Origin of the sequence: Streptomyces sp. JB150, assembly GCF_011193355.1 — a bacterium.
Lineage (GTDB): Bacteria > Actinomycetota > Actinomycetes > Streptomycetales > Streptomycetaceae > Streptomyces.
In genome coordinates this window covers 3,807,795-3,832,280 of the sequence record NZ_CP049780.1, presented here as the reverse complement: position 1 = coordinate 3,832,280, position 24,486 = coordinate 3,807,795, and the positions used below count along the sequence as shown (strand labels likewise).

Below are 24,486 nucleotides of genomic sequence, written 5' to 3'. Positions count from 1 at the left end.
GAGCGCCCCGAAGATCGTTGCCACCCCTGTCACAGCATGTGGACAGGGGTGACGACGAGAGGTGCGCGCGTCACAGGGTGCGCAGCAGCACCGCCGGCTGTTCGACGCAGTCGGCGACATAGCGCAGGAAGCCGCCGGCCGTGCCGCCGTCGCAGACGCGGTGGTCGAAGGTGAGCGAGAGCTGTACGACCTGGCGGACCGCCAGCTCGCCCTCGTGCACCCACGGCTTGGGGACGATCCGGCCGACGCCGAGCATGGCCGCCTCGGGGTGGTTGATGATCGGCGTGGAGCCGTCGACGCCGAACACGCCGTAGTTGTTCAGCGTGAAGGTGCCGCCGGTCAGCTCCCCCGGCGTCAGGGTCCCGGCCCGGGCCGCCTCGGTGAGCCGGGCGAACTCCGCGGTCAGGCTCTCGGCGTCGCGCGCGTGCGCGTCGCGGACGACGGGGACGACGAGACCCCGGTCGGTCTGCGCGGCGAAGCCCAGGTGGACCTGGTCGAGCCGGACGACCTCCCGCGCGGCCATGTCCACGGTGGAGTTCAGCTCCGGGTAGCGGGCGAGCGCGGCGGTGCAGATCCGGGCCAGCAGGGCGATCAGGGAGATCTTCGGTCTGCCGGCGGCGTTCATCGCGGCGCGGGCCCGCATCAGCTCGGTCGCGTCGGCGTCCACCCAGCAGGTGGCGTCCGGGATCTCGTGCCGGCTGCGGGACAGCTTGTCCGCGACGGCACCGCGCACACCCCGCAGCGGCACACGGGTGCTCGCGCCGATGGTCCGTGAGGCGGGGGAAGCGGCGGATGCCGGGGAAGCGGCGGTGGCTGCGGGGGTTGTCGCGGACGCCTGGGCGGCTGCCGCGCGCGGCTGCCCCTGCGGTTGCGGCTGAGACTGCAGCTGCGGCTGCGGAGCCGTCGTACGGCCGCCCTGGGCCGCCGCGGCGCGCAGCGCGTACTCCACATCCGCGCGGAGGATCAGCCCGTCCGGGCCGGAGCCGGTCAGCTCCCGCAGGTCCAGCCCGTTCTCGCGGGCGAGCCGGCGCACGAGCGGGGAGATCACGGGGACGGGGCCGTCGCCGAGGAGGCGGTCGCCGGTGCCGTCGAGGTGGTCACCGGTGCCGTTGACGTGGTCACCGCTGCCGTTGACGTGGTCACCGCTGCCGTTGAGGCCGTCCCTGCCCCCGTCGAGGCGGTCGCCGTGGACGCGTTCGCGGTCGGCGGTGGCCGGAGGGGTGCTCGCGGCGGCCGGTGTGCGCTCGGGGGTCCGCGCGGGCGTGCCCGGGCCCGGCGGCTGGGGGCGCACCCGGGGGCGGCGGGCCGGTGGCGCGCCCGTGCCGTAGCCCACGAGGACGTTGCCGGAGCCCTCGCTCTGCCGCGACGCCTCGGCGGCGCCGCCGGTCGTACGGCCGGGGGCCGCGGCGGTCTCGGAGGCACCGGTACCGGCGTCCGGGGCGGGCGTGTCGGAGCCGGGGGCGGCGCCGACCGCGACGGTGATCAGGGGTGCCCCGACGGGCAGCTCGGTGCCCTCCTCGCCGAAGCGGGCGGTGACCACGCCGCCGTAGGGGCAGGGGACCTCGACCATGGCCTTGGCCGTCTCGACCTCGACGACCGGCTGGTCGACGGCGACGACGTCGCCGACCTGCACCAGCCAGCGCACGATCTCCGCCTCGGTGAGCCCCTCGCCGAGGTCGGGGAGCTTGAACTCCAGCACCTGTGCCATCAGCTCTCGGCCTCCCATTGCAGACGCGCCACGGCGTCCAGGATCCGGTCGACGCCGGGCAGATGATGCCGCTCCAGCATGGGCGGCGGATAGGGGATGTCGAATCCGGCCACGCGCAGCACCGGCGCCTCCAGGTGGTGGAAGCAGCGCTCGGTGACCCGGGAGGCGATCTCCCCGCCCGGCCCGCCGAACCCGCTGGACTCATGGACGACGACCGCTCGCCCGGTCCGCCGCACCGAGGCGCAGACCGTCTCGTCGTCGAACGGCACCAGCGAGCGCAGGTCGACGACTTCGAGGTCCCACCCCTCGGTCCGCGCCGCCTCGGCGGCTTCGAGGCACACGGGCACCGACGGACCGTACGTGATCAGCGTGGCGCTCCGGCCGGAGCGCCGCACGACCGCGCGGCCGATGGGTTCAACGTGCTGCGGCTGCTCCGGGTTCCAGGAGTCCTTCGACCAGTACAGCCGCTTGGGCTCCAGGAAGACGACCGGGTCGTCGGAGGCGATGGCGGCGCGCAGCAGGCCGTAGGCGTCGGCGACGGTCGCGGGCGTGACGACGTGAAGCCCCGGAGTCGCCATGTAGTACGCCTCGGAGGAGTCGCTGTGGTGCTCGACGCCGCCGATGCCGCCGCCGTAGGGGACGCGGATGGTGATCGGGAGCGGCATCCTGCCGCGGGTGCGGTTGCGCATCTTCGCCACGTGCGACAGGAGCTGCTCGAACGCCGGGTACGCGAAGGCGTCGAACTGCATTTCCACGACCGGGCGCAGCCCGTACATCGCCATGCCGACGGCGGTGCCGAGGATGCCCGCCTCGGCGAGCGGGGTGTCGGTGCAGCGGTCCTCGCCGAACTCCTTGGCGAGTCCGTCGGTGACCCGGAAGACGCCGCCGAGCGTGCCGACGTCCTCACCGAGGACGTGCACGGACGGGTCGGCGGCCATGGCGTCGCGCAGCGCGCGCGTGAGGGCCTGCGCCATGGTGGCCGGCTTGACGGCGACGGTGGTCATCAGTGGGCCCCTTCCTGCTCCGCCGCCAGCTCGGCCTGCAACTGGGCCTGCTGCTCGCGCAGCTGGGTGGTGGGTTCGGCGTAGACGTGGGTGAACAGGTCCATGGGGTCGAGCCGGGGGTCCTGGTTCATCCGGGCGCGCAGGTCGGCGGCCATGGTCTCGGCGTCGTCCCGCGCGGCCTGGATCGCGGCCTCGTCGAGCAGGCCGCGGCCGGTCAGCTCCCGCTCCAGCAGCTGGATCGGGTCGTGGGCGCGCCAGGCCTCGACCTCGTCGTCGGTGCGGTAGCGGGTGGCGTCGTCGGCGTTGGTGTGGGCGTCGACGCGGTACGTGACGGCCTCCACGAGGGTGGGGCCGCCACCCGCGCGGGCCTGCCGTACGGCGTCGGTCAGCACCTCGTGCACGGCCGCCGCGTCGTTGCCGTCGACCAGGCGGCCGCGCATCCCGTACCCGACGGCCTTGTGGGCGAGGGACGGGGCGGCGGTCTGCTTGGCGAGCGGAACGGAGATCGCGAAGCCGTTGTTCTGGACGAGGAAGACGACCGGTGCCTGCCATACGGCGGCGAAGTTCAGCGCCTCGTGGAAGTCGCCCTCGCTGGTGCCGCCGTCGCCGACCATGGCCAGCGCGACCACGTCGTCGCCCTTGAGCCGGGCGGCGTGGGCGAGGCCGACGGCGTGCGGGAGCTGGGTCGCCAGAGGGGTGCACAGGGGGGCCACGCGGTGTTCGTGCGGGTCGTAGCCGGTGTGCCAGTCGCCGCGCAGCAGGGTCAGCGCCTCGACGGGGTCGACGCCGCGGGCGACGGCGGCGAGGGTGTCGCGGTAGCTCGGGAAGAGCCAGTCGCGCTCCTCCAGGGCGAGCGCGGCGGCGACCTCGCAGGCCTCCTGGCCGGTGCTGGACGGGTAGACGGCGAGCCGGCCCTGCTTGGTGAGGGCGGTGGCCTGCGCGTTGTAGCGGCGGCCGCGGACCAGCTGGGCGTAGAGCGTGCGCAGCAGCTCGGGATCGGCCTTCGCCGCCGCCTCGGTGCCCAGGACGCGGTACGGCTCCGCGTCGGGCAGCAGCGGCCCCGGGTCGGTTCGGGGCTGCCACGCGGGCGGCGGTGTGGGCCGGTAAGCGCCCCGCTGCTCCATGACCGTCATGACGGCACCTCCTCGTGGGAGCGGCTCCTCGTGGGAGCGGCTTCGAGAGGCGCGGCGTCTGTGACGCGCCTCACCTACCGATTGTTCGGTCGACGGCACATTTTGGCTACAGGCGGGTCCAGGCTGTGGACAAACGGTTCTGCACAACCTGAGATGGACGCAGTACGTCCATGGTAGGGAGGCGGGGGGACATGGCACCTGAACAAATGGCCGAGGCCGCCAGCCCCGGGGTCCCGCTTCCGCCGCCCCGCCCCCTCGACGCCATCGACCAGGACATTCTCCGGATGCTCCAGGCGGACGGCCGCGCGTCCATACGCTCCGTCGCCGAGCGGGTGCACGTCTCGCGCGCCAACGCCTACGCACGCATCAACCGGCTCGTCGAGGACGGCGTGATCCGTGGCTTCGGGGCGCGCGTGAACCATGAGCGCGCCGGGCAGGGCACCTCGGCGTACATCACCCTGAAGATCGTCCAGAACTCCTGGCGCACGGTCCGGGAACAGCTGCGGAAGCTGCCCGGCGCCTCGCACATCGCCCTGGTGGGCGGTGACTTCGATGTCCTGCTGCTGGTCCACACCCCCGACAACCGGGCCCTGCGCGAACTGGTCCTCACCCGCCTCCAGGCCATCCCCGAGGTGCTCTCCACCCGCACCCTGCTGGTCTTCGAGGAGGAGGACCTGGAGCCGCAGAGCTGACCGCGCACCGCGGGGGCGGATCGCGGTGACCCGGGCCCGACGGCGGATGCCGGACACCGCACCGCCCCGAGACCGTCTCAGTCCGCTCGCCGCAGCCCGTCGAAGACGAGCCGGACCACCGCGTCGCCCACCTCGCGCGCGCCCGCGCCGCGGCCGTCCGGGCGGTACCACTCCACGATGGAGTTGATCATTCCGAAGACCAGCCGGGTCGCCAGCCGGAACTCCACGTCGCCGCGCACGTCCCCGTCGGCCGCCGCCGCCCTCAGCAGCTCGGCGACCCGGTGGTCGAAGTCGCGGCGGCGCTCCAGAGCCCAGCGCTCGGTGCCGGTGTTGCCGCGCACCCGCAGCAGCAGGGTGACGTACGGCAGCTCGGCCGTGAGCACCTCGACCATGCGCCGGACGACGTACTCCAGGCGGTCGGCGGCACGCCCCACGCGCGCGTGCTCCTCGTCGAGGATCGCGAAGAGCCCGTCCAGCGCCCGGCTGACGGCCCGGCGCAGCAGCTCCTCCTTGCCGGCGACGTGGTGGTAGATCGACGACTTGGAGATGCCCGCCGCCTTGGACAGGTGCTCCATGGAGGTGCCGTCGTAGCCGCGCTCGTTGAAGACCTGCACGGCGACCGACAGCAGGGTCTCCGGGGTGTACGTGTCGCGCCTGGCGGTGGTCATCTGGTGCCGCCCTCCCGTCGGTCGGTGGCGTACGCGTGGCGGTACAGCGCGAGGGACGGCGCGTAGCGGCCGGACGGATCGCGCAGGTGCAGGTCGTCGAGGAGGTCGTAGGCCCAGCGGCGGCCGAGCCTGCGGCTCCATTCGAAGGGTCCCAGAGGGTAGTTGACGCCCAGCCGCATCGCGGTGTCGATGTCCTCCTCGGTGGCCACCCCCTTGGCGACGGCGTCGTACGCGAGGTCGATGATGCGGGCCACCGCGCGGGCCACGATCATGCCGGGGACGTCCCCGATGACGCTGACCTTCTTGCCGAGCGCCTGGAACAGGCCGGTGGCCTCGGCGACGGTCTGCGGGTCGGTGTCCTGGGAGGCGGACAGGGCGACCCGGGTCGCCGCGCGGTAGTCGAGGGCGAGGTCGAAGTAGACGACGTCGCGGAACTCCGCCGAGGTCTGGCCGTCGGCGAGGACCAGGTGGCCGCCGCTGGGCAGCACCATGCGGGTGCCGTTGTCCTCGTCCTCCTCGCGGACCTGGATGCCCGCCTCGCGGATCATCGCCGGCAGCGCGGCGGCGGGGCCCAGACCGCCCTCGACGACGACGTACGCGGGCGGCTCGGCGGCCTCCGCGGTGTGCGGTTCGGGCCGCTCGGCGCCGTCCCGGTAGTCGTACCAGCCCTGCCCGCTCTTGCGGCCGAGCCGGCCTGACTCGACCAGCCGGCGCTGGGCGAGCGACGGGGCGAAGCGCACGTCCTGGAAGAAGGACTGCCACACGGAGTGCGTGACGGACTCGTTGACGTCCTGCCCGATGAGGTCGGTCAGTTCGAAGGCGCCCATCCTGAAGCCGCCCGACTCGCGCAGCACCGCGTCGATGGTGGCCGGATCGGCGCCCTGCGACTCGTGGACGGCGAACGCCTCGGCGTAGAAGGGGCGCGCGATGCGGTTGACGATGAAGCCGGGGGTGTCCGCGCAGGCGACCGGCGTCTTGCCCCACGCGCGGGCCGTCTCGTACGCGCGCGTGGCCGACGTGACGTCGGTGGCGAACCCGGAGACGACCTCCACCAGCGGCAGCAGCGGCGCGGGGTTGAAGAAGTGCAGCCCGACGAACCGGCCCGGATGGCGCAGGGCGCCGCCGATGGCGGTCACCGACAGGGACGAGGTGTTGGTGGCGAGCAGGCAGTCATCGGCGACGACGTCCTCCAGCGCGCGGAACAGCTCCTGTTTGACGTCCAGCCGCTCCAGGACGGCCTCCACGACCAGCGCGCAGTCGGCGAGGTCCGTGAGGCTGTCGACGGGGCGGAGCCGGTCGCGGGCCGCGTCCCGGCCGGCGCCGGTGAGCCGGCCCTTCTCGACGAGCCGGTCGAGGCGGGCGCCGATCGCCGCCGCCGCCTGCGCCGCACGCCCGGGAGCGGCGTCGTACAGCCGTACGGGGTGGCCCGCGACCAGCGCCACCTGGGCGATGCCCTGGCCCATGGTGCCGGTGCCGACGACGGCCACGGGGCTGCTGAGGTCGAGTGCTGTCATGAGCGCGATCCTCCCGCACGGCGTTGTCCACAGATGCGGCGGACCCCCTTGTCCCGACCGATCGTTCGGTTACTCTAACTCTGTCCGCCTGTTCCCGCCCCTGTCTTTGTCCAGGTCATGAGCTCGACGAGGAGCTCTTGAGACGAGGAGTTGGTCCCGCATGGCCGCCGAACTCACCGCGCCCCAGCTGATCACCCGGCACCGGCCCACCCTGGACCAGGCGCTGGAAGCCATCCGCACGCGCGCGTACTGGTCGCCGCACCCCGAGCACCCCAAGGCCTACGGCGAGAACGGCAGCCTGGACGCGGCGGCGGGCAAGGCCGCCTTCGACGCCGTCCTGAACACCCGCCTCGACCTGGACCAGCCCGGCACCGACGGCTGGGTGGGCGGCGAGGTGTCGCCGTACGGCATCGAGCTGGGCGTGGAGTATCCGCACGCGGACGTCGACGTGCTGCTGCCCGCCATGCGGGCCGGCCAGGGCGCGTGGCGCGACGCGGGACCGGAGCTGCGCGCGGTGGTGTGCCTGGAGATCCTGAAGCGGATCAGCGACCGGACGCACGAGTTCGCGCACGCGGTCATGCACACCTCCGGCCAGGCGTTCATGATGGCGTTCCAGGCGGGCGGCCCGCACGCCCAGGACCGCGGCCTGGAGGCGGTGGCGTACGCGTACGCGGAGCAGACCCGCACCCCCGAGTCCGCCGAGTGGACCAAGCCCCAGGGCAAGCGCGACCCGCTGGAGCTGACCAAGCGCTTCACCCCGGTCCCGCGCGGCATCGGCCTGGTCATCGGCTGCAACACCTTCCCCACGTGGAACGGCTACCCGGGCCTGTTCGCCTCCCTCGCCACCGGCAACGCGGTGCTGGTGAAGCCGCACCCCCGCGCGGTGCTGCCGCTCGCGCTGACCGTGCGGATCGCCCGCGAGGTGCTCGCCGAGGCGGGCTTCGACCCGAACCTGGTCGCGCTGGCCGCCGAGCGGCCCGGGGAGGGCATCGCCAAAACGCTCGCCACCCGCCCCGAAATCCGCATCATCGACTACACGGGCTCCACCGCCTTCGGCGACTGGCTGGAGACCCACGCCCGCCAGGCGCAGGTCTACACCGAGAAGGCCGGCGTCAACACCGTCCTCGTCGAGTCGTCCGGCGACTACAAGGGGATGCTGTCCAACCTGGCCTTCTCCCTGTCGCTGTACAGCGGCCAGATGTGCACCACCCCGCAGAACCTGCTCATCCCGCGCGACGGTATCCGCACCGACCAGGGCCCGAAGACCTATGACGAGGTGGTCGCCGACCTCGCCCGCGCGGTCGACGGCCTGCTCGGCGACGACGCCCGCGCGAACGCGCTGCTCGGCGCGATCGTCAACCCGGACGTCAAGGCCCGCCTGGAGGCCGCGGCCGGTCTCGGCGAGGTCGCGCTGGCCTCCCGCGAGGTCGCGAACCCCGACTTCCCGGACGCGGTGGTCCGCACCCCGGTCATCGTCAAGCTGGACGGCGCCAAGCCCGACGACGAGGCCGCCTACATGAGCGAGTGCTTCGGCCCGGTCTCCTTCGCGGTCGCCGTCGACTCGCCGGCCGACGCGCTGGAGCTGCTGCGCCGCACGGTCCGCGAGAAGGGCGCCATGACGGTCGGCGCGTACACCACCGACGAGGAGTTCGAGCGGGCCGTCGAGGAGGTCTGCCTGGAGGAGGCCGCCCAGCTGTCCCTCAACCTGACCGGCGGGGTGTACGTCAACCAGACGGCCGCCTTCTCCGACTTCCACGGCTCGGGCGGCAACCCGGCGGCGAACGCGGCCCTCACCGACGCGGCGTTCGTGGCCAACCGGTTCCGCGTGGTGGAGGTCCGGCGGGAGGCCTAGACCGCACTCCGGTGGACCGCTCCCGCCCCCAGGCTCCAGTGGTACAGCGTCATGGCCACGCTGGTCGCGAGGTTGTAGCTGGAGACCTGGGGGCGCATCGGCAGGGCCAGCAGGTGGTCGGCCCGCGCGCGCAGCCCTTCGGACAGCCCGCTGCGCTCGGAGCCGAAGGCGAGGACGGCGTCGTCCGGCAGCTTCACGCCCCGGATGTCGTCACCCTCCGGATCCAGCGCGAACAAGGGGCCCGGCGGCAGTTCGGCCGGCTCCAGCCGCTCCACCGCGGTGGCGAAGTGCAGCCCCGCCCCGCCGCGCACGACTGTGGGATGCCAGGGGTCGAGGGTGCCGGTGGTGACCACACCGGTCGCGCCGAACCCGGCGGCCAGCCGGATCACCGCGCCCGCGTTGCCGAGGTTGCGGGGGTTGTCGAGGACGACCACGGGGGCGGTGCGCGGGGCGCGCGCCAGCCGTTCCAGGTTCGCCGCGCGGGACGGCCGTACGGCGAGGGCGGCCACGGCGGTGGGGTGCGGGCGCGGCACGAGCGCGGCGTACGCCGACTCGGGGACCTCGGTGAGCAGCGCGTCCAGCGCCGGCCGTACGTCCGGGGCCAGCTCCTCCGCGAGGGCGAGCGCGGCGCCCCGGTCGACGGCGACGGCCACGGGGATCTCGGCGCCGAAGCGGACGGCGTGCTTCAGCGCGTGGAAGCCGTCCAGCAGGACACAGCCGGCGACGAGCCGGTGCCACGCGGACACGAGGTCGGCGGAACGCGCCGGTTCCGGTCCGCTGGAGCCGTCCACCGCGCGGCTTCCGGCATCGATGGAGCCGGTGGAATCGGTGGGGTCCGCCGCGTCGTGACCGTGCCTGCGGCTCGCAAGGTCGTTCATGCGGGCAGCCTACGCGGCCACGTGCGGGCGTACGGCCATGCGGCCTGCGTGGCCGTGCGAACCCGTGCGGCCATGTCGTGGGGCCGTGCCGGCTACGTGGCCGGGGAGCCCGCGTGGCTGGGTGCGGCCCGCTCCGGGGCGGGCGGACCGGGCACCGGGCCGCCTCGACCCGCGCGGGACAGCAGCAGGCTCCACGCGCGTGCCGCCCAGCCGCCCAGGTGGCGCAGGAAGGCCGTCGGCAGGAACACCGCGTCCGCCGCGATCATGGCCAGCGAGAAGAACGGCAGCCCGAGGACCACGGCGATCACCAGGTGCTCGGTGATCATCGCGGCGAGCAGCACGTTCTTCACCCGCCGGTGGAGCAGCGTGAACGGGAAGGCCACCTGCACCAGGACCGTCCCGTACGTCACCAGCATCACCGTGGTGCCGCTGGCGGCGAGCGCGTCGGCGAGGGCGGGCCAGGGGGAGAAGTAGTCGAGGTGGAGGGGGTAGTAGACGGCGGTGCCGTCCTGCCAGCGGGAGCCCTGGATCTTGTACCAGCCGGCCGTGGCGTAGATCAGGCACGCCTCGGCCATGATCACCAGCAGGGCGCCGTTGTGCAGGATGTTGGCGACGACGTCGAGCAGGATGCGCGGCTGCGCGGTACGCGCGTAGCGGCCGACCAGCCACCACAGGGCCTGTGCCAGCAGGCAGCCCCACAGCAGCGCGGGCACCATCGGGTCGCCGTCGAGCCGGCCCGCCGCGGTGGCCGCGGCCAGCGCCAGCCCCAGGACGGCCCACAGCGCGGGCCCGGTCCGGTCCGGGAACCGCTCCCCGCGCGCGTAGGCTTCCCGGGCGCGGCCAACGCGTCGCGCGTCGAGCGACCAGACCCGGCCGCACCGCGTGAAGACCAGGTAGACGCACATGAGGTGCACGACGTTGTCACCGCCGTCGCCCATGAAGACGCTGCGGTTTTGCAGCGACAGCACGCCCACCATGAAGAGCACGGACGAGGTGCGGGTCCGCCAGCCCACCAGCAGCAGCAGGGCGGCCAGCACGGCGAAGCCGTAGACGATCTCGAACCAGACCCGCCCGCCGGACCACATCAGCACGGTGAAGGCGCCGTTCTGCGCGATCAGCTCGTCGGCGAGACGCCAGCTCCACGGTCCGTCGGGGCCGTACAGCTCCGCGCGGTGCGGGAACTCGCGCAGCAGGAACAGCAGCCAGGTCGCGGCGAAGCCGATGCGGACGACGGCGGTCTGGTACGGGCCGTGAGCGGTCTCGGTGACCCGGGCGATGGCGCCGGAGAGCGCGAGGGCGAAGCGATTCACCCCACACCTCCCCGGGTCTCGTCCGCCGGCACCGTCCACCAGGACAGCTCCCGGTAGACCGGCCTCAGCGAGATCCGCTCGTCGCTCCACCGCGGCGGGCGCACGGGGGTGGTACGGGAGCGGACCTGGACGCGTTCGACGGCGCCGCCCGGTCCGGCGGCCTCCGCGCGGTGCAGCCGCAGCACGACGATCCGGCGCAGATACGTCTCGGCGAGCGCGCCGCGCGAGGCGGTGGCCTGGTTCCCGCCGGTGTGCGTGGCGGTGTAGAAGTCCCACGCGCGGCGCAGCTCGTTCTGCTGGGTGTGGCTGGGCAGCAGATTGCCGTCGATGGCCCGGCCGTCCTCGGCGGACAGGTCGTACCAGCCGGTGGTGCGGGTGGCGCCGTCCGCCGTGCGAACCTGGGCACGCACCTGGACGGCGATGTTCTGCTGAAGCGGGTTCGGCGCGAACAGCTTCCAGTTCTGCTCGAACTCGGGGTAGATCCAGTCGTCGATCGCCTCACCGTGCGCCTTGGTCACCGTGTTCGACGGCGCTACGTGCAGGAACACCATTCCCAGGTGCACACAGACGGTCGCCGCGACCACCGCGAGCGCCAGGGCCACGCCGATCTGATAGCGCAGGGACAGCGCGGCGACCCCGGTGCGGGGGCTGACCGGCTCGGCGGACTCGGCGGAGTCGGCGGACTCGGCGAACCCGGCAGACTCGGCGAACCCGGCAGACGCGGCGGACGCGGCGGACTCGGCAGGCTGCGGCGAGTCGGCCGTCTGAACACCGAAGGCACCACCGGCGCCGTCAGTCCCGTCGCCGCCCCTGGCCACACTCGCCGAAGGGATTCCATCGGCCCGTTCGGCCGGAACACCCGCGCCTTCCCCGTACGCGTCCTCTGCGCCGCCGTGCGCGTCCATTCCGCCCGCCCCGTTCCCGATTCCGGTCCGTCTTCTCCGCCCGCCCGTCCGCGAAGCCCTGAGTCCGCCGTGGCGCCGGCGGCGAGCCCGGCGCGAAGCCTCACCGCCCCGCACACCCGCGCACACCAGCCCCGCGGGGCGCCCGCAGGCGAACGCTACTCAGCGGCGCCCGCCCGGCACAGCCCTTTCGGCCGGCCGTGCCCGTCGTCCACAGCCACCGCCGCAGGTTATCCACAGCGGTTGACACCTTACGGCGCCCGTCTCACCATGGAAGCGCACGAACCGAACGATCGGTCGGGAGCTTGCTCCTCGCGGAGCCCAGGTCGAGGGGGACCTCATGGCGACAGCAGCCGCGCCGCACACGGCCCGCGGTCAGGCGTACGGCACACAGGACACCGCCGCTGAGACGGCCGGCGACACGGCCGCGTACCAGCGCGCCTTCGACGCCGCGGTGGCCGCCGACGAGCGCATCGAGCCGCGCGACTGGATGCCCGACGCCTACCGGGCGACGCTCGTCCGGCAGATCGCCCAGCACGCCCACTCCGAGATCATCGGCATGCAACCGGAGGCCAACTGGATCACCCGCGCGCCCTCGCTGCGCCGCAAGGCCATCCTGATGGCCAAGGTCCAGGACGAGGCCGGCCACGGCCTGTATCTCTACAGCGCGGCGGAAACCCTCGGCACGAGCCGCGACGAGCTGCTGGACAAGCTCCACGCGGGCCGCCAGAAATACTCGTCGATCTTCAACTACCCCACGCTGACCTGGGCAGACGTCGGCGCCATCGGCTGGCTGGTGGACGGCGCCGCGATCACCAACCAGGTCCCCCTGTGCCGCTGCTCCTACGGTCCTTACGCACGCGCGATGGTCCGCATCTGCAAGGAGGAGTCCTTCCACCAGCGGCAGGGGTACGAACTGCTGCTGGCGCTCAGCCGCGGCACCCCCGAACAGCACGCGATGGCACAGGACGCGGTGAACCGCTGGTGGTGGCCGTCCCTGATGATGTTCGGCCCGCCCGACGACGAGTCGCAGCACTCGGCGCAGTCGATGGCCTGGAAGATCAAGCGGCACTCCAACGACGAGCTGCGCCAGCGCTTCGTCGACATCTGCGTCCCGCAGGCCGAGTCCCTGGGCCTCACCCTCCCCGACCCGGACCTGCGGTGGAACGAGGAACGGGGGCACTACGACTTCGGCCCGATCGACTGGACGGAGTTCTGGGAGGTCCTCAAGGGCAACGGACCGTGCAACGAACAGCGCCTGAACCAGCGCAGGCGCGCCCACGAAGAGGGCGCCTGGGTCCGCGAGGCGGCCGCCGCCTACGCGGCCAAGCACACCGGCGAGCGCGAGGAGGCGCGGGCATGACCACCACCGACTGGCCCCTGTGGGAGGTCTTCGTGCGCTCGCGCCGGGGCCTCGCCCACACCCACGCCGGCAGCCTGCACGCGCCGGACGCGGAACTCGCCCTGCGCAACGCCCGCGACCTGTACACACGGCGCGGCGAGGGCGTCTCCATCTGGGTCGTGCCGTCCTCGGCGATCACCGCGTCCTCCCCCGACGAGAAGGACCCGTTCTTCGAGCCGGCCGCCGACAAGCCCTACCGCCACCCGACGTTCTACGAGATCCCCGAGGGGGTGCAGCACCTGTGACGACCAGCACGGTTCCCACGACGGCCGCCCTCGCCCTCGGCGACGACGCCCTGGTGCTCTCCCACCGCCTCGGCGAATGGGCCGGCCACGCCCCCGTCCTGGAAGAGGAGGTCGCCCTCGCCAACATCGCCCTGGACCTGCTCGGCCAGGCCCGGGTGCTGCTGTCGATGGTCGGCGACGAGGACGAACTGGCGTACCTGCGCGAAGAACGCGCCTTCCGCAACCTCCAGCTGGTGGAACAGCCCAACGGCGACTTCGCGCACACCATCGCCCGCCAGCTGTACTTCTCCACCTACCAGCACCTGCTCTACGACCGCCTCGCCGCCGGCGACGGCCCGTTCGCCGGACTCGCCGCCAAGGCCGTCAAGGAGGTCGCCTACCACCGCGACCACGCCGAACAGTGGACCCTGCGCCTCGGCGACGGCACCGAGGAGAGCCGGCGGCGCATGCAGCGGGCCTGCGACGCGCTGTGGCGGTTCACCGGCGAGATGTTCCGCCCCGTGGACGGCCTGGACGTGGACGCCCCGGCACTGGACGCGGCCTGGCGGAAGTCCGTCGGGGAGGTACTGCGCCGGGCCACCCTGACCGTGCCCGAAGGCCCCCGCACCGGCGCCTGGTCGGCCGGCGCCGGCCGGGAGGGACTGCACACCGAGCCGTTCGGCCGGATGCTCGCCGAGATGCAGCACCTGCACCGCAGCCACCCGGGGGCGTCATGGTGACGGTCACCCCGCTGGAGGCGGAACTGCTGGAACTCGCCGGCTCGGTCCCCGACCCCGAACTGCCCGTCCTCACCCTGCGCGAGCTGGGCGTCCTGCGCGCGGTGCACGTCCGCGACGCCGGCAGCGTCGAGGTCGAGCTGACCCCGACGTACACCGGCTGCCCCGCTCTGGAGACCATGTCGCTGGACATAGAGCGGGTGCTGCACGAGCACGGCGTACGCGACGTCACCGTCCGCACGGTGCTCGCGCCCGCCTGGTCCACGGACGACATCACCGACGAAGGCCGCCGCAAGCTGCGGGAGTTCGGCATCGCCCCACCGCGCGCCCACCGCACCCGCGGACCGGTGCCGGTAACCCTGGGCCCGACCCGCACCCGGCAGGCCGGCCCGGAAGACGACCCCGTCCGCTGCCCGCACTGCGGCTCCGCCGACACCGAACTGCTCAGCCGTTTCTCCTCCACCGCGTGCAAGGCGCTGCGCCGCTGCCTCGCCTGCCGTGAACCGTTCGACCACTTCAAGGAGTTGTGATGGCCCGCTTCCACACACTCCGGGTCACCGCGGTCGACCGGCTCACCGACGACTCCGTCGCCCTGACCCTCGCCGTCCCTGCGGAGCTGCGCGATCAGTACCGGCACGCGCCCGGTCAGCACCTGGCGCTGCGCCGCACCGTGGACGGCACGGAGATCCGCCGGACGTACTCGATCTGCTCCCCGGCACCCGACGGCGAGGGCCCCCGGGAACTGCGCGTCGGAGTGCGGATGGTCGAGGGCGGCGCGTTCTCGACGTACGCGCTGAAAGAGATCAACATCGGGGACGAACTGGAGGTGATGACCCCCGCCGGCCGCTTCACCCTGGAGCCCGCACCGGGGCGGTACGCGGCGATCGTCGGCGGCAGCGGCATCACCCCGGTGCTGTCGATCGTCTCCACCCTGCTCGCCCGCGAACCCCGCGCCCGGTTCTGCCTGATCCGCAGCGACCGGACGACCGCCTCGACGATGTTCCTCGAAGAGGTCGCCGACCTGAAGGACCGCTACCCGGAGCGGTTGCAGCTGGTCACCGTGCTCTCCCGGGAGGAACAGCGGGCGGGCCTGCCGTCCGGACGGCTCGACCGGGAACGGCTGACCGGCCTGCTGCCGGCACTGCTGCCCGTGGCGGACGTCGCCGGATGGTTCCTGTGCGGGCCGTACGGACTGGTCCAGGGCGCGGAGCGGGCACTGCGCGACCTGGAGGTGCCGCGCGCCCGGATCCACGAGGAGATCTTCCACGTCGACGCCGGCCCGGCCACCGCTCCGGCCGGCCCCGCCCTCACGCACAGCACGGTGACGGCCCGGCTCGACGGCCGCGGCGGCACCTGGCCCGTACGCGACGGTGAGTCCCTGCTGGAGACGGTGCTGCGCAACCGGCCCGACGCTCCGTACGCCTGCAAGGGCGGCGTGTGCGGCACCTGCCGGGCCTTCCTGGTCTCCGGCGAGGTACGCATGGACCGCAACTACGCGCTCGAGAGGGAGGAGACGGAAGCCGGATACGTACTGGCCTGCCAGTCGCATCCGGTGACGGAGCGGGTGGAACTGGACTTCGACCGCTGAGCCGTCCGGCGTTCCCTCCGACTACAGCACGTAGCCCGGCTGCCCCGCCCCGTTCACGACGGGGCGGCCGGCCGCCTCCCACGCCTGCATACCGCCGTCGACGTTGGCGGCGTCGATGCCCTGCTGGGCGAGGTACATGGTGACCTGGGCCGAGCGACCGCCGGAGCGGCAGATGACGTTGACGCGGCCGTCCTGCGGCGCCGCCTCGGTCAGCTCGCCGTACCGCGCGACGAACTCACTCATGGGAATGTGCAGCGCCCCCTCGGCGTGACCCGCCTGCCACTCGTCGTCCTCACGGACGTCCAGCAGGAAGTCGTCGTCCTTCAGATCGGTGACCTGCACCGTGGGCACCCCAGCTCCGAAATTCATGCTCCCGACGCTACCGGAACGACGCGGCGAGCGACGCGGCACCGGACCCTTGGGCACACCCAGCCCGTGGGGTGCGGCTCGGGCGGCTCGCACGGCTTGTAGAGCCGTTACGGCGCCATGCAGTCCGTGCAGTCCCGTGCAGTCCGTGCAGTCCCGTACAGCCTGGCGCGGATCCTGTCGCCGTATCCGCCGTATCCGCCGTCCTCGCCGTCCCGCCCGGACGTCGGCTCAGGGTCCCGTGCGCGCCCGCAGCGCCGCCAGCTCGGACTCCCGCTGCGCCACCTCGGCCAGCAGCTGTTCGGCGATCTCGTCGAGCAGCCGGTCCGGGTCGTCCGGCGCGAGCCGCAGCATGGCGCCGATCGCACTCTCCTCCAACTCCCGCGCGACCACCGTGAGCAGCTCCTTGCGCTGGGCGAGCCAGTCCAGCCGGGCGTACAGCTCCTCGCTGCGGCTCGGCAGCCGCTCCTTCTGCACCGGGCCGGCCGCCCACTCCTCCGCCAGCTCCTTCAGCAGCGCCTCGTCGCCGCGCGCGTAGGCGGCGTTCACCCGCGTGATGAACTCCTCGCGCCGCGCCCGCTCGGCCTCCTCCTGGGCGAGGTCGGGGTGGGCCTTGCGGGCCAGCTCGCGGTAGAGCCGGCGGGCCTCCTCGCTCGGACGCACCCGCTGCGGGGGCCGCACCGGCTGGTCCGTGAGCATCGCGGCTGCCTCGGGGAACAGGCCGTGGCCGTCCATCCACCCGTGGAACAGCTCCTCCACGGACGGCATCGGCATCACCCGGGCGCGCAGCTCCTGCGCCCTGCGCAGATCCTCGGGATCACCGGTCATCGCGGCCTTGGCCTCGGCTATCTCCGCGTCCAGCTCTTCCAGGCGGGCGTACATCGGGCCGAGCCGCTGATGGTGCAGCCGGGAGAAGTTCTCCACCTCGACGCGGAACGTCTCCACCGCGATCTCGAACTCGATCAGCGCCTGCTCGGCCGCCCGCACGGCCCGCTCCAGCCGTTCCTCGGGCCGGGCCTGCGCACCATCGGCCGACACGGACTGGGGCTGCTCAGCTTCCGGGGTGGTCACCCGACCAGCGTAGGCCACACCACCGACCGCTCCATGTCCTCCGGGGGGTCCCCCCTCCCTCCCCCTCCCCCCTCCGCCCCCGCCAACCCCTCCGAACCCTCCCAACCCTCCCCAGGCCCCACCACGCACCAAGACCAACCCGCACAGGGCACGGCACGGCCGCCAGGACCCCGGCAACACCCTCACCCGAGCCCGCCTCACCCGAGCCCGCCTGACCCGAACCCGGCCCCGCCTCACCTCGACCCGGCTGAAGCCCCAGTCACCCACCAGACCCGGTACCGGTCACCGACCCACACCTCAGCACCTCAGCACCGCCCTACCACCGCACCATCACACCCCCACCTCCGCCGCGACCTTCCCCGCCCGCACCGCCGCCACCAGCTCCGCGTGGTCGGCCTCCGTGCGGTCGGCGTAGGTGACCGCGAACGCGGCCATCGCCTCGTCCAGCTCCTCGTTCTTGCCGCAGTAGCCGGCGATCAGCCGCGGGTCGGCGCTGTGGGAGTGGGCGCGGGCCAGGAGGGCGCCGGTCATGCGGGCGTAGTCGTCCAGCTGGTCGGCGGCGAGGGCGGCGGGGTCCACGCTGCCCTTGCGGTTGCGGAACTGGCGGACCTGGAAGGGCCGGCCGTCGACCGTCGTCCAGCCGAGCAGCATGTCGCTGACCACCTGCATCCGCTTCTGTCCGGCGACAACCCGCCGTCCCTCGTGATCCACCGCCGGCGCGTCGAATCCGGCCGCCGGCAGATGCGGCAGCAGCGCCGACGGACGCGCCTCCTTCACCTGGAGCACCAGCGGTTCCCCGCGGTGGTCCAGGAGCAGGACGACGTACGAGCGGGTGCCGACGCTGCCCGTGCCGACCACGCGGAAGGCCACGTCGTGCACCGCGTACCGCGCGAGCAGCGGCAGCCGGTCCTCGGGCAGGGTGGTCGTGTACTCCTCCAGTGCCGCCGCGACGACCGCCGCCTCCGCGTCCGGCACCCGGCGCAGCACCGGCGGGGCGTCCACGAACCGGCGCCCGCCGTCCGGGGTCGGTTCCGTCGACTTCGCCGCGAAGCGTCCGCTGGTGTTGCCCCGGGCCTTCTGCGAGACCCGCTCCAGGGTGCCGAGCAGGTCGTGGGCGTCGGTGTGGGAGACCAGTTCCTCGTCCGCGATGGCGTTCCACGCGTCGAGCACGGGCAGCTTCGCCAGCAGCCGCATGGTCCGGCGGTAGGCACCGACCGCGTCGTGGGCCGCCGCACGGCAGGTGTCCTCGTCGGCGCCCGCCTCCCGGCCGGCCAGGACCAGCGAGGCGGCCAGCCGCTTGAGGTCCCACTCCCAGGGGCCGTGCACCGTCTCGTCGAAGTCGTTCAGGTCGATGACCAGGCCGCCGCGTGCGTCACCGTAGAGGCCGAAGTTGGCCGCGTGCGCGTCGCCGCAGATCTGGGCGCCGATCCCGGTCACCGGGCTGTGCGCGAGGTCGTACGCCATGAGTCCGGCGGAGCCCCGCAGGAAGGCGAACGGCGTGGCCGCCATCCGGCCGATCCGCAGCGGCGCCAGCCCGGGTATGCGGTCGCGGCTGGATTCCTCGACCGCGGTCACCGCGTCGGGGCGGGCGGCTTCCAGGGCGAGCAGGGCGTGCGCGTGCCGCGGCACCCGTGCCCGCAGCGCCTTGCCCTCCTCCTTGGGTGAGCCCTGCGCGGGCCACTCGGCGAATCCCCGCACCCGCGGCAGCCTCCGCCCCGCGGCACCCTCGCCCAGCTCCGCGAAGCCCTCGCCCCGCCCAGCCCCGTCTTCGCCCCGCTCGGTCGCCTCGCTCACACCAACCGCCTCCCCCGCCTTCACGGCACCCGTCCCTGCATCGGTTCGTGCCGACCGTACAGCCGCTCACCCGCCCCGTGTCAGCCCCTGTGGACAACCGCACAGCTGTGGAAAACCCCGTGACCCTCACCGAAGGCACACAACCCAGGCACCGGGAAAACAGCACTTCAAGTCCCCAAGGCGCCGGACAGCGCGACTACGCCCGCAGAAACGCCAGCACCGCCAGCACCCGCCGATGCGTCTCCTCCGCCGGCGGCAGATCCAGCTTCGCCAGGATGTTCCCGATGTGCTTGCCGACCGCCGCTTCGGACACCACCAGTTCCCGGGCGATGGCGCCGTTGGACTTGCCCTGCGCGACCAGTGCCAGCACCTCCCGCTCGCGCGGGCTCAGCCGCTCCAGCGGATCACGACGCCGCCGCAGCAACTGCCGTACGACCTCCGGGTCGACGACCGTGCCGCCGTCCGCCACCTCACCCAGCGCGGCCACGAACTCCTCGACGTGCCCGATCCGGTCCTTCAGCAGATAGCCGACGCCTGTGCCGTCTCCGGAGTCCAGCAGCTCGGCGGCGTACGCCCGTTGCACGTACTGGCTGAGCACCAGCACCGGCAGCCCGGGCCGGGTCTCGCGCAGCCGTACGGCCGCGTGCAGGCCCTCGTCCTGGAAGCCGGGCGGCATGCGCACGTCGGTCACGACGATGTCGGGAGCGTGCCGGGCGACCGCGGCGACCAGCGCCTCCGCGTCCCCGACCGATGCCACGACCTCGTGCCCGAACCGGCTGAGCAGCCCGGCAAGCCCTTCCCGCAGCAACACGCTGTCCTCGGCCAGCACTACGCGCAGGGACCGGCCGGCTCGCTCAGCTCGCAAGGGATCTCCACACGCAACAGGGTCGGCCCACCGGGCGGACTGGACAGCCAGAGTGTCCCATCGAGCACGGACACCCGATCGGCTAGCCCGCGCAGCCCGCTCCCGCCCCTCGCCATACCCGCCCCGCACCACCGCCCGCCCGGCCCCGCTGTGCCTGGCCACATTGGCCAAGGCTTCGCAGACGACGAAGTACCCGGCGGCCTCCACCGCCTCCGGCAGCCGCCCCGGCAGCTCCAGTTCCAGTTCCACCGGCACCGCCGACCGGTCCGCCGCGTCCGCGACCGCCGCGGGGAGCCCGTAGTCGGCGAGCACCTTGGGGTGGATGCCGTGGATCAGCTCCCGCAGCTCCGCGAGCGCCAGCCCCGCCTCCTGGTGCGCCTTCGCGAGCTGGTCGGCGAGCGGTCCGGGCGGGGCGTCGAGGCGGGCCAGCCCCAGCGTCATCGTCAGGGCGACCAGCCTCTGCTGGGCCCCGTCGTGCAGGTCCCGCTCGATACGCCGGCGCTCCGCCTCGAAAGCGTCGACCAACCGCACGCGCGACCGGGTCAGTTCGATGACGCGCGCGTCCAGTTCCCCTTCGCGTGAGGTCAGCAGCAGCCGCGTCAGCCCGGCACGCGCGCCCGCCGCGGCGCCCAGCAGGTACCCGCCCGCGCCCGTCAGCAGCAGCCCCACGACGGCGACGGCGCACGCCGTGGACCAGTCCGTCACCGTCCACAGCTTGACCACCTTCGCCTCCCGCCCGTCCCCGACGGTGGCCATCAGCAGCGGTGTCGCGGTCACCGCCGCCGGCACCAGCAGTCCCACGGTGACCAGCAGCGCGTCCAGCGGCCACAACAGGACCGCGTACAGCAGCGCGTACGCCAGTTCCTGCCAGGTCGCCCGCTCCCGCATCCGGGTCGTCAGCCATGCCCACAGCCCGGCGGCGTCCGGCTCCCGGTGCGACCACGGCACCGGCTCGGCGTCGACGAGCCGCATGCGCGCCCGCTCCGCCCACGCGACCGGTATCCCGGCCAGCGCCAGCCCCACGAGCAGCGGTAGCCCGGCCAGCACGACGGCCAGGACGCCCCCGGCCACCGCCAGGCTCGCCAGCCCCACCAGCGCGACGGCCCCGAGCACCGCCCCGCTCACCAGGTACCCGGCCGACCGCCACGGCCAGGCCGACAGCAGATAACCGGGCAAGGACATGGCCTGCCACACGGTGCGGGGCTCGACGGAACGCATGCCCGCCACCGTAGAAGCCGCGTCCGCGCCCTCCCATACGCCCAGAGGGCCTACGTGGGGTAGGGCCGGCCCTACCCCACGTCTCGCCCCTGCCGCACTGCGGCGGACAGCCCCCGCGCGGTTTCGTTAACGGAGATCACCACCACACCGAGCCACCGCAACCACCGCAACACCACGGCCACCGCAACACCACGGCCACCGCAACCACCACAGCCACCGCAACACCACAGCCACCGCATCACCACGGGGGACCCCATGACCCAGAACACCGCGATCCAGCTCACCTCGCTCACCAGAACGCACCACACCGGCGGCTACACCGTGACCGCCCTCGACGACGTCACCCTCGCCTTCCCCGAAGGTTCCTTCACCGCCGTGATGGGTCCCTCCGGCTCCGGCAAGTCGACCCTGCTCCAGTGCGCCGCGGGCCTGGACCGCCCCACCTCGGGGTCGGTGCGGCTCGGCGGCACGGAACTGACGACGCTCAGCGAGCGACGGCTGACCCTGCTGCGCCGTGAACGGATCGGCTTCGTCTTCCAGGCGTTCAACCTGCTGCCGTCGCTCACCGCCGAGCAGAACGTCGCCCTGCCGCTGCGCCTGGCGGGCCGGCGCGTGCCCCGGGCGCGCGTCCGCGCGGTGCTCGCCCGGGTGGGACTCGGCGACCGCGAGCGGCACCGGCCCGCCGAACTGTCCGGCGGCCAGCAGCAGCGCGTCGCCCTCGCCCGCGCCCTGATCACCCGCCCCGACGTCCTGTTCGCCGACGAACCCACCGGCGCGCTCGACTCGCGGACCAGCCGCGCGGTGCTGACCCTGCTGCGCGAGATGGTCGACCAGGAGGGCCAGACGACGCTCATGGTCACCCACGACCCCGTCGCCGCCGCGTACGCCGACCGTGTCGTCTTCCTGGCCGACGGCCGCGTGCACGGCGAACTGACCGGCGCGACCGCCGACATCGTCGCCGCCCGCATGACGAGCCTCGAGTCCTCCCCGTCCGCTCACCCCGCCGCCCCGGCCCGGGAGACCCAGCCGTGCTGATCACCGCCGTACGCACCCTCCGCACCCGCTGGGTCACCTTCCTCGGCAGCTTCGTCGCCCTCTCCCTCGGCGTCGCCCTGCTCACCGTGACCGGCCTGGCACTCGCCTCCTCCCTGCAGGCTCCGCCCCGCGCGCCGGAACGGTTCGCCGCGGCTCCGGTCGTCGTGCAGGGCCCGAGCACGCTGCGCGTCCCCACCCCGAACGGCGACCGCACCCACCGGCTCGCCCACCCCCGCCCGGTCCCCGCGATGACCGTCGCGCGTCTGAAGGGCCTCGGCCGGGTCGTCGCGGACCACGCGTTCGCCACGCGGACGGCGGACGGGACCCCGATGACCGGCCGCCCCTGGTCCATCGCCGCCTTCACGCCGTACGACCTGACCGCCGGCCGCGCCCCCGAGGCGCCCGGCGAAGTCGTCGCCACCGGCATCCGGGCCCGGCCCGGCGACCGTCTGCGCACCGGCCACGGCACCCTCCGCGTGGTGGGCACCGCCGTGCCCCGGACCGCCCTTCGCGAGGGCGCGCTCTTCTTCACCGACGCCCGCGCCGCCGCCCTCTCGCCCGCCCCGGCCCGGCTCGTCGTGGACGCCGCCCCGGACGCCGTCCGCGCGGCCGTCGCAAACTCACCCGGCGTCGACGTCCTCACCGGCGACGACCGCCGCCTCGCGGACCCCCGCCCCGACCGGGACGCCGAGGACCTCGCCACGATGCACGCCCTGTTCGGCACGGCCGGCGGCGTCACCGCCTTCGTGTCGGTGTTCGTCGTGGCCTCGACGTTCGCCTTCGCCGTCGCCCAGCGCCGCCGCGAGTTCGGCCTGCTGCGCACCGCGGGCGCGACCCCCGGCCAGATCCGCCGCCTGGTGGCCGCGGAGGCCCTGCTCGTCGGCGTCCTGGCCGCGGCGGCCGGCTGCGTCCTCGGCGGACACGGCGCGCCCCGCCTGGCCGCCTGGGTGGCCGGCGCGGGACTCGCCCCGCCGTGGTTCACGATCGGCGATCACGTCTGGCCGTACCACCTGGCCTTCTGGACCGGTGTCCTGGTCGCGCTGCTCGGTGCGGCGGCCGCCTCCCGGCGAGCCGGCCGGACCGCCCCGGCCCAGGCCCTGCGCGAGGCGTCCGCGGACACCGGGCCGCTCACGCTCGGCCGGCTCCTGTGGGGCACCGCCCTGCTGCTGACGGCGGCCGTCACCCCGCTCCTCGCTCTCGCGGACGACCCGGGCGAGCTGCTGCACCGCAAGACGTACGTCAGCCGGCCGATGCTGCTGATCACCGCCGTGGCGCTGCTCTCGCCGGCCCTGGTGCCCCCGCTGACCCGGCTGCCGGCCCGGCTGCGCGGCGTCACCGGCATGCTGGTGCGGGAGAGCGCCGCCGCCGGAGTGCGCCGCAGCGCGGCCGTCGCGGCACCCGTCCTGGTCACCGTCGGTCTCGCGGGGTCCCTCCTGGGCGCCACGGCGACCGTGCAGGCGGCGAAGACCGCCGAGACGCGCGCGCGGACGGCGGCCGACTTCGTCGTCACCCCGCGCGGGGACACCGTTTTCGACGCCGCGACACTGAAGCGCCTCCGCGCGGTGCCCGGCACCGACGTCTCGGTCACCTCGACGAGCACCGTGTACGTCCTGGAGGAGGGCGTGGCCCTGATCAGGTCGCAGGCCCGCGTGGCCGAGCCCGGCGCGCTCGCCGCGACCACCCGCCTGCCACTGGCCGCCGGACGCGTCACCGCACTCGACGACGACTCGATCATCGTCAACGAGGAGTGGGAGAGGCACCGCGTGGGGGACCGCGTCGACGTGTGGCTCGGCGACGGCACCCGGCGCTCCCTGCGGATCGCCGCGGTGATGCGCACCGGCACGGGCGGCAACGGCGTCTACGTCACCCCGGCCAACGCTCCCGGCGCCCGCCCGGACCGGGTCGAGGTACGGCTCACCCGTGGGCCGGGCACGACGCGCACCACACAGGCCACGCAAGACGCCACGCCGGCCAGCAAAACCACTGCTGACACGCCCACCACAGTGGCCGCCGCGGCCGCAGCCCTCCGCAAGGCGGCGGGCGCTCACGCGGATGTCAGGACCACGGACGACTGGATCCGGGCCACCCACCCCGAGACCACCCGGACGACCCGCCACGGCCTCTTCCTCGTCCTCGGCATCGCCCTGCTCTACACGGCGATCTCCCTGGTCAACACCACGGTCATGGCGACCTCCGACCGGGTCCGCGAGCTGGCCGCGCTGCGCCTGGCCGGCGCGACCCGCGCGCAGACGCTGCGCCTGGTCGCCGCCGAGTCCTTGACGGTGGTGGCCGCCGGCGGAGTGCTGGGCCTGCTGGCCGCCGCGCTGAACCTGCTCGGCATGGGAGCCGCTCTCACACTGCTGGAGGTTCCCGCCGCCGTACGACTGCCCTGGCCGGTCCTCGGGGCGACCTTCGCCGTGTGCGCGGCGCTCGCGGTCACCGCGTCCGTGACCTCCGCCACACTCGCCCTGCGTCGACGCCGACCACCCGCCGCGCCATGAGACCACGCCTTCGACCTGAGACAT

21 protein-coding genes and 1 pseudogene are annotated in these 24,486 nt (G+C 73.7%); 9 read left to right on the top strand and 13 right to left on the bottom strand.

Annotated features, from left to right (window positions below; translation table 11 throughout):
• Positions 1–70: 70 nt before the first annotated feature.
• From G7Z13_RS17915 to pdhA, 3 genes are read right to left on the bottom strand one after another with little or no spacing between them, the layout of a single operon-like run.
• On the bottom strand, positions 71–1,708 hold the full coding sequence (locus tag G7Z13_RS17915) for a dihydrolipoamide acetyltransferase family protein (RefSeq protein WP_166000542.1): 1,638 nt from the start codon (positions 1,706–1,708) through the stop codon (positions 71–73).
• On the bottom strand, positions 1,708–2,712 hold the full coding sequence (locus G7Z13_RS17910) for an alpha-ketoacid dehydrogenase subunit beta (RefSeq protein ID WP_166000539.1): 1,005 nt from the start codon (positions 2,710–2,712) through the stop codon (positions 1,708–1,710). Before G7Z13_RS17910 ends, G7Z13_RS17915 begins: the two co-directional genes overlap by 1 nt.
• The gene (pdhA, locus tag G7Z13_RS17905; RefSeq protein ID WP_166000537.1) at positions 2,712–3,845 is read right to left on the bottom strand and encodes a pyruvate dehydrogenase (acetyl-transferring) E1 component subunit alpha; all 1,134 of its coding nucleotides are present in this window, start codon (positions 3,843–3,845) and stop codon (positions 2,712–2,714) included. Before pdhA ends, G7Z13_RS17910 begins: the two co-directional genes overlap by 1 nt.
• Before the next feature lie 191 nt (positions 3,846–4,036).
• On the opposite strand from pdhA, the gene G7Z13_RS17900 reads away from it, so the two are divergent.
• Positions 4,037–4,537, top strand: a complete 501-nt coding sequence (locus G7Z13_RS17900; RefSeq protein ID WP_240926252.1) for an Lrp/AsnC family transcriptional regulator — start codon at positions 4,037–4,039, stop codon at positions 4,535–4,537.
• Positions 4,538–4,614: 77 nt separating this feature from the next.
• On the opposite strand, the gene G7Z13_RS17895 is transcribed toward G7Z13_RS17900, so the two are convergent.
• A complete protein-coding gene (locus tag G7Z13_RS17895; RefSeq protein WP_166000535.1) occupies positions 4,615–5,205 on the bottom strand; it encodes a TetR/AcrR family transcriptional regulator in 591 nt (196 codons plus the stop codon).
• Positions 5,202–6,719, bottom strand: coding sequence for a 3-hydroxyacyl-CoA dehydrogenase (locus G7Z13_RS17890; protein ID WP_166000533.1), 1,518 nt, complete (start codon positions 6,717–6,719; stop codon positions 5,202–5,204). Before G7Z13_RS17890 ends, G7Z13_RS17895 begins: the two co-directional genes overlap by 4 nt.
• 160 nt (positions 6,720–6,879) lie before the next feature.
• Between G7Z13_RS17890 and paaN the strand changes: the two genes are divergently transcribed.
• Entirely contained in the window at positions 6,880–8,571 is a 1,692-nt protein-coding gene (paaN, locus tag G7Z13_RS17885; protein WP_166000531.1) for a phenylacetic acid degradation protein PaaN, read from the top strand.
• On the opposite strand, the gene G7Z13_RS17880 is transcribed toward paaN, so the two are convergent.
• The 3 genes from G7Z13_RS17880 to G7Z13_RS17870 form a co-directional block, all read right to left on the bottom strand.
• Positions 8,568–9,449 carry a TrmH family RNA methyltransferase gene (locus tag G7Z13_RS17880; RefSeq protein ID WP_240926251.1) on the bottom strand — a complete coding sequence of 294 codons (882 nt, stop codon included), beginning with the start codon at positions 9,447–9,449 and terminating at the stop codon, positions 8,568–8,570. The genes paaN and G7Z13_RS17880 overlap by 4 nt on opposite strands.
• A gap of 92 nt (positions 9,450–9,541) precedes the next feature.
• Positions 9,542–10,759 (bottom strand): HTTM domain-containing protein, encoded by a 1,218-nt coding sequence (locus G7Z13_RS17875; RefSeq protein WP_166000529.1) that lies wholly within the window; start codon positions 10,757–10,759, stop codon positions 9,542–9,544.
• Positions 10,756–11,577, bottom strand: a complete 822-nt coding sequence (locus tag G7Z13_RS17870) for a DUF5819 family protein (protein WP_240926250.1) — start codon at positions 11,575–11,577, stop codon at positions 10,756–10,758. The genes G7Z13_RS17875 and G7Z13_RS17870 overlap by 4 nt, the downstream gene beginning before the upstream one ends.
• Positions 11,578–12,001: 424 nt before the next feature.
• Here G7Z13_RS17870 and paaA point away from each other — a divergent pair, with 424 nt between their 5' ends.
• Genes paaA through G7Z13_RS17845 form a run of 5 tightly spaced genes read left to right on the top strand, consistent with a single transcriptional unit; the run spans position 12,002 to position 15,612 of the window.
• Entirely contained in the window at positions 12,002–13,024 is a 1,023-nt protein-coding gene (paaA, locus tag G7Z13_RS17865; protein ID WP_166000525.1) for a 1,2-phenylacetyl-CoA epoxidase subunit PaaA, read from the top strand.
• The gene (gene paaB, locus G7Z13_RS17860) at positions 13,021–13,308 is read left to right on the top strand and encodes a 1,2-phenylacetyl-CoA epoxidase subunit PaaB (protein ID WP_166000522.1); all 288 of its coding nucleotides are present in this window, start codon (positions 13,021–13,023) and stop codon (positions 13,306–13,308) included. The genes paaA and paaB overlap by 4 nt, the downstream gene beginning before the upstream one ends.
• Positions 13,305–14,027 (top strand): 1,2-phenylacetyl-CoA epoxidase subunit PaaC, encoded by a 723-nt coding sequence (gene paaC / locus G7Z13_RS17855; protein WP_166000520.1) that lies wholly within the window; start codon positions 13,305–13,307, stop codon positions 14,025–14,027. The genes paaB and paaC overlap by 4 nt, the downstream gene beginning before the upstream one ends.
• Positions 14,021–14,554, top strand: coding sequence for a 1,2-phenylacetyl-CoA epoxidase subunit PaaD (paaD, locus tag G7Z13_RS17850; RefSeq protein ID WP_166000518.1), 534 nt, complete (start codon positions 14,021–14,023; stop codon positions 14,552–14,554). The genes paaC and paaD overlap by 7 nt, the downstream gene beginning before the upstream one ends.
• Positions 14,554–15,612, top strand: coding sequence for a 2Fe-2S iron-sulfur cluster-binding protein (locus G7Z13_RS17845; RefSeq protein WP_166000516.1), 1,059 nt, complete (start codon positions 14,554–14,556; stop codon positions 15,610–15,612). The genes paaD and G7Z13_RS17845 overlap by 1 nt, the downstream gene beginning before the upstream one ends.
• A 21-nt stretch (positions 15,613–15,633) precedes the next feature.
• Here the strand turns inward: G7Z13_RS17845 and G7Z13_RS17840 are convergent, their stop codons facing one another.
• The 5 genes and pseudogenes from G7Z13_RS17840 to G7Z13_RS17820 form a co-directional block, all read right to left on the bottom strand.
• Positions 15,634–15,963, bottom strand: coding sequence for a rhodanese-like domain-containing protein (locus tag G7Z13_RS17840; protein WP_166005043.1), 330 nt, complete (start codon positions 15,961–15,963; stop codon positions 15,634–15,636).
• Positions 15,964–16,209: 246 nt separating this feature from the next.
• Entirely contained in the window at positions 16,210–17,049 is an 840-nt protein-coding gene (locus tag G7Z13_RS17835) for a hypothetical protein (protein WP_206313089.1), read from the bottom strand.
• Positions 17,050–17,379: 330 nt separating this feature from the next.
• Complete coding sequence (locus G7Z13_RS17830) at positions 17,380–18,783, bottom strand: DUF2252 domain-containing protein (protein ID WP_240926504.1); 1,404 nt, start codon at positions 18,781–18,783, stop codon at positions 17,380–17,382.
• A 256-nt stretch (positions 18,784–19,039) separates the two neighbouring features.
• The gene (locus tag G7Z13_RS17825) at positions 19,040–19,672 is read right to left on the bottom strand and encodes a response regulator transcription factor (RefSeq protein WP_166005039.1); all 633 of its coding nucleotides are present in this window, start codon (positions 19,670–19,672) and stop codon (positions 19,040–19,042) included.
• Positions 19,672–20,890, bottom strand: a pseudogene (locus G7Z13_RS17820) (sensor domain-containing protein). Before G7Z13_RS17820 ends, G7Z13_RS17825 begins: the two are co-directional and overlap by 1 nt.
• Before the next feature lie 291 nt (positions 20,891–21,181).
• On the opposite strand from G7Z13_RS17820, the gene G7Z13_RS17815 reads away from it, so the two are divergent.
• Together G7Z13_RS17815 and G7Z13_RS17810 are read left to right on the top strand one after the other, a co-directional pair.
• Positions 21,182–21,961, top strand: coding sequence for an ABC transporter ATP-binding protein (locus G7Z13_RS17815; protein ID WP_166000512.1), 780 nt, complete (start codon positions 21,182–21,184; stop codon positions 21,959–21,961).
• On the top strand, positions 21,955–24,462 hold the full coding sequence (locus tag G7Z13_RS17810; RefSeq protein WP_166000510.1) for an FtsX-like permease family protein: 2,508 nt from the start codon (positions 21,955–21,957) through the stop codon (positions 24,460–24,462). The genes G7Z13_RS17815 and G7Z13_RS17810 overlap by 7 nt, the downstream gene beginning before the upstream one ends.
• The last annotated feature ends 24 nt before the right edge of the window (positions 24,463–24,486 follow it).

Bases quoted from the DNA above. Each gene is read 5' to 3' on its own strand.
- G7Z13_RS17915 (WP_166000542.1), bottom strand. From the start codon at position 1,708: ATGGCACAGGTGCTGGAGTTCAAGCTCCCCGACCTCGGCGAGGGGCTC.
- G7Z13_RS17910 (WP_166000539.1), bottom strand. From the start codon at position 2,712: ATGACCACCGTCGCCGTCAAGCCGGCCACCATGGCGCAGGCCCTCACG.
- pdhA (WP_166000537.1), bottom strand. From the start codon at position 3,845: ATGACGGTCATGGAGCAGCGGGGCGCTTACCGGCCCACACCGCCGCCC.
- G7Z13_RS17900 (WP_240926252.1), top strand. From the start codon at position 4,037: ATGGCACCTGAACAAATGGCCGAGGCCGCCAGCCCCGGGGTCCCGCTT.
- G7Z13_RS17895 (WP_166000535.1), bottom strand. From the start codon at position 5,205: ATGACCACCGCCAGGCGCGACACGTACACCCCGGAGACCCTGCTGTCG.
- G7Z13_RS17890 (WP_166000533.1), bottom strand. From the start codon at position 6,719: ATGACAGCACTCGACCTCAGCAGCCCCGTGGCCGTCGTCGGCACCGGC.
- paaN (WP_166000531.1), top strand. From the start codon at position 6,880: ATGGCCGCCGAACTCACCGCGCCCCAGCTGATCACCCGGCACCGGCCC.
- G7Z13_RS17880 (WP_240926251.1), bottom strand. From the start codon at position 9,449: ATGAACGACCTTGCGAGCCGCAGGCACGGTCACGACGCGGCGGACCCC.
- paaA (WP_166000525.1), top strand. From the start codon at position 12,002: ATGGCGACAGCAGCCGCGCCGCACACGGCCCGCGGTCAGGCGTACGGC.
- paaB (WP_166000522.1), top strand. From the start codon at position 13,021: ATGACCACCACCGACTGGCCCCTGTGGGAGGTCTTCGTGCGCTCGCGC.
- paaD (WP_166000518.1), top strand. From the start codon at position 14,021: ATGGTGACGGTCACCCCGCTGGAGGCGGAACTGCTGGAACTCGCCGGC.
- G7Z13_RS17845 (WP_166000516.1), top strand. From the start codon at position 14,554: ATGGCCCGCTTCCACACACTCCGGGTCACCGCGGTCGACCGGCTCACC.
- G7Z13_RS17815 (WP_166000512.1), top strand. From the start codon at position 21,182: ATGACCCAGAACACCGCGATCCAGCTCACCTCGCTCACCAGAACGCAC.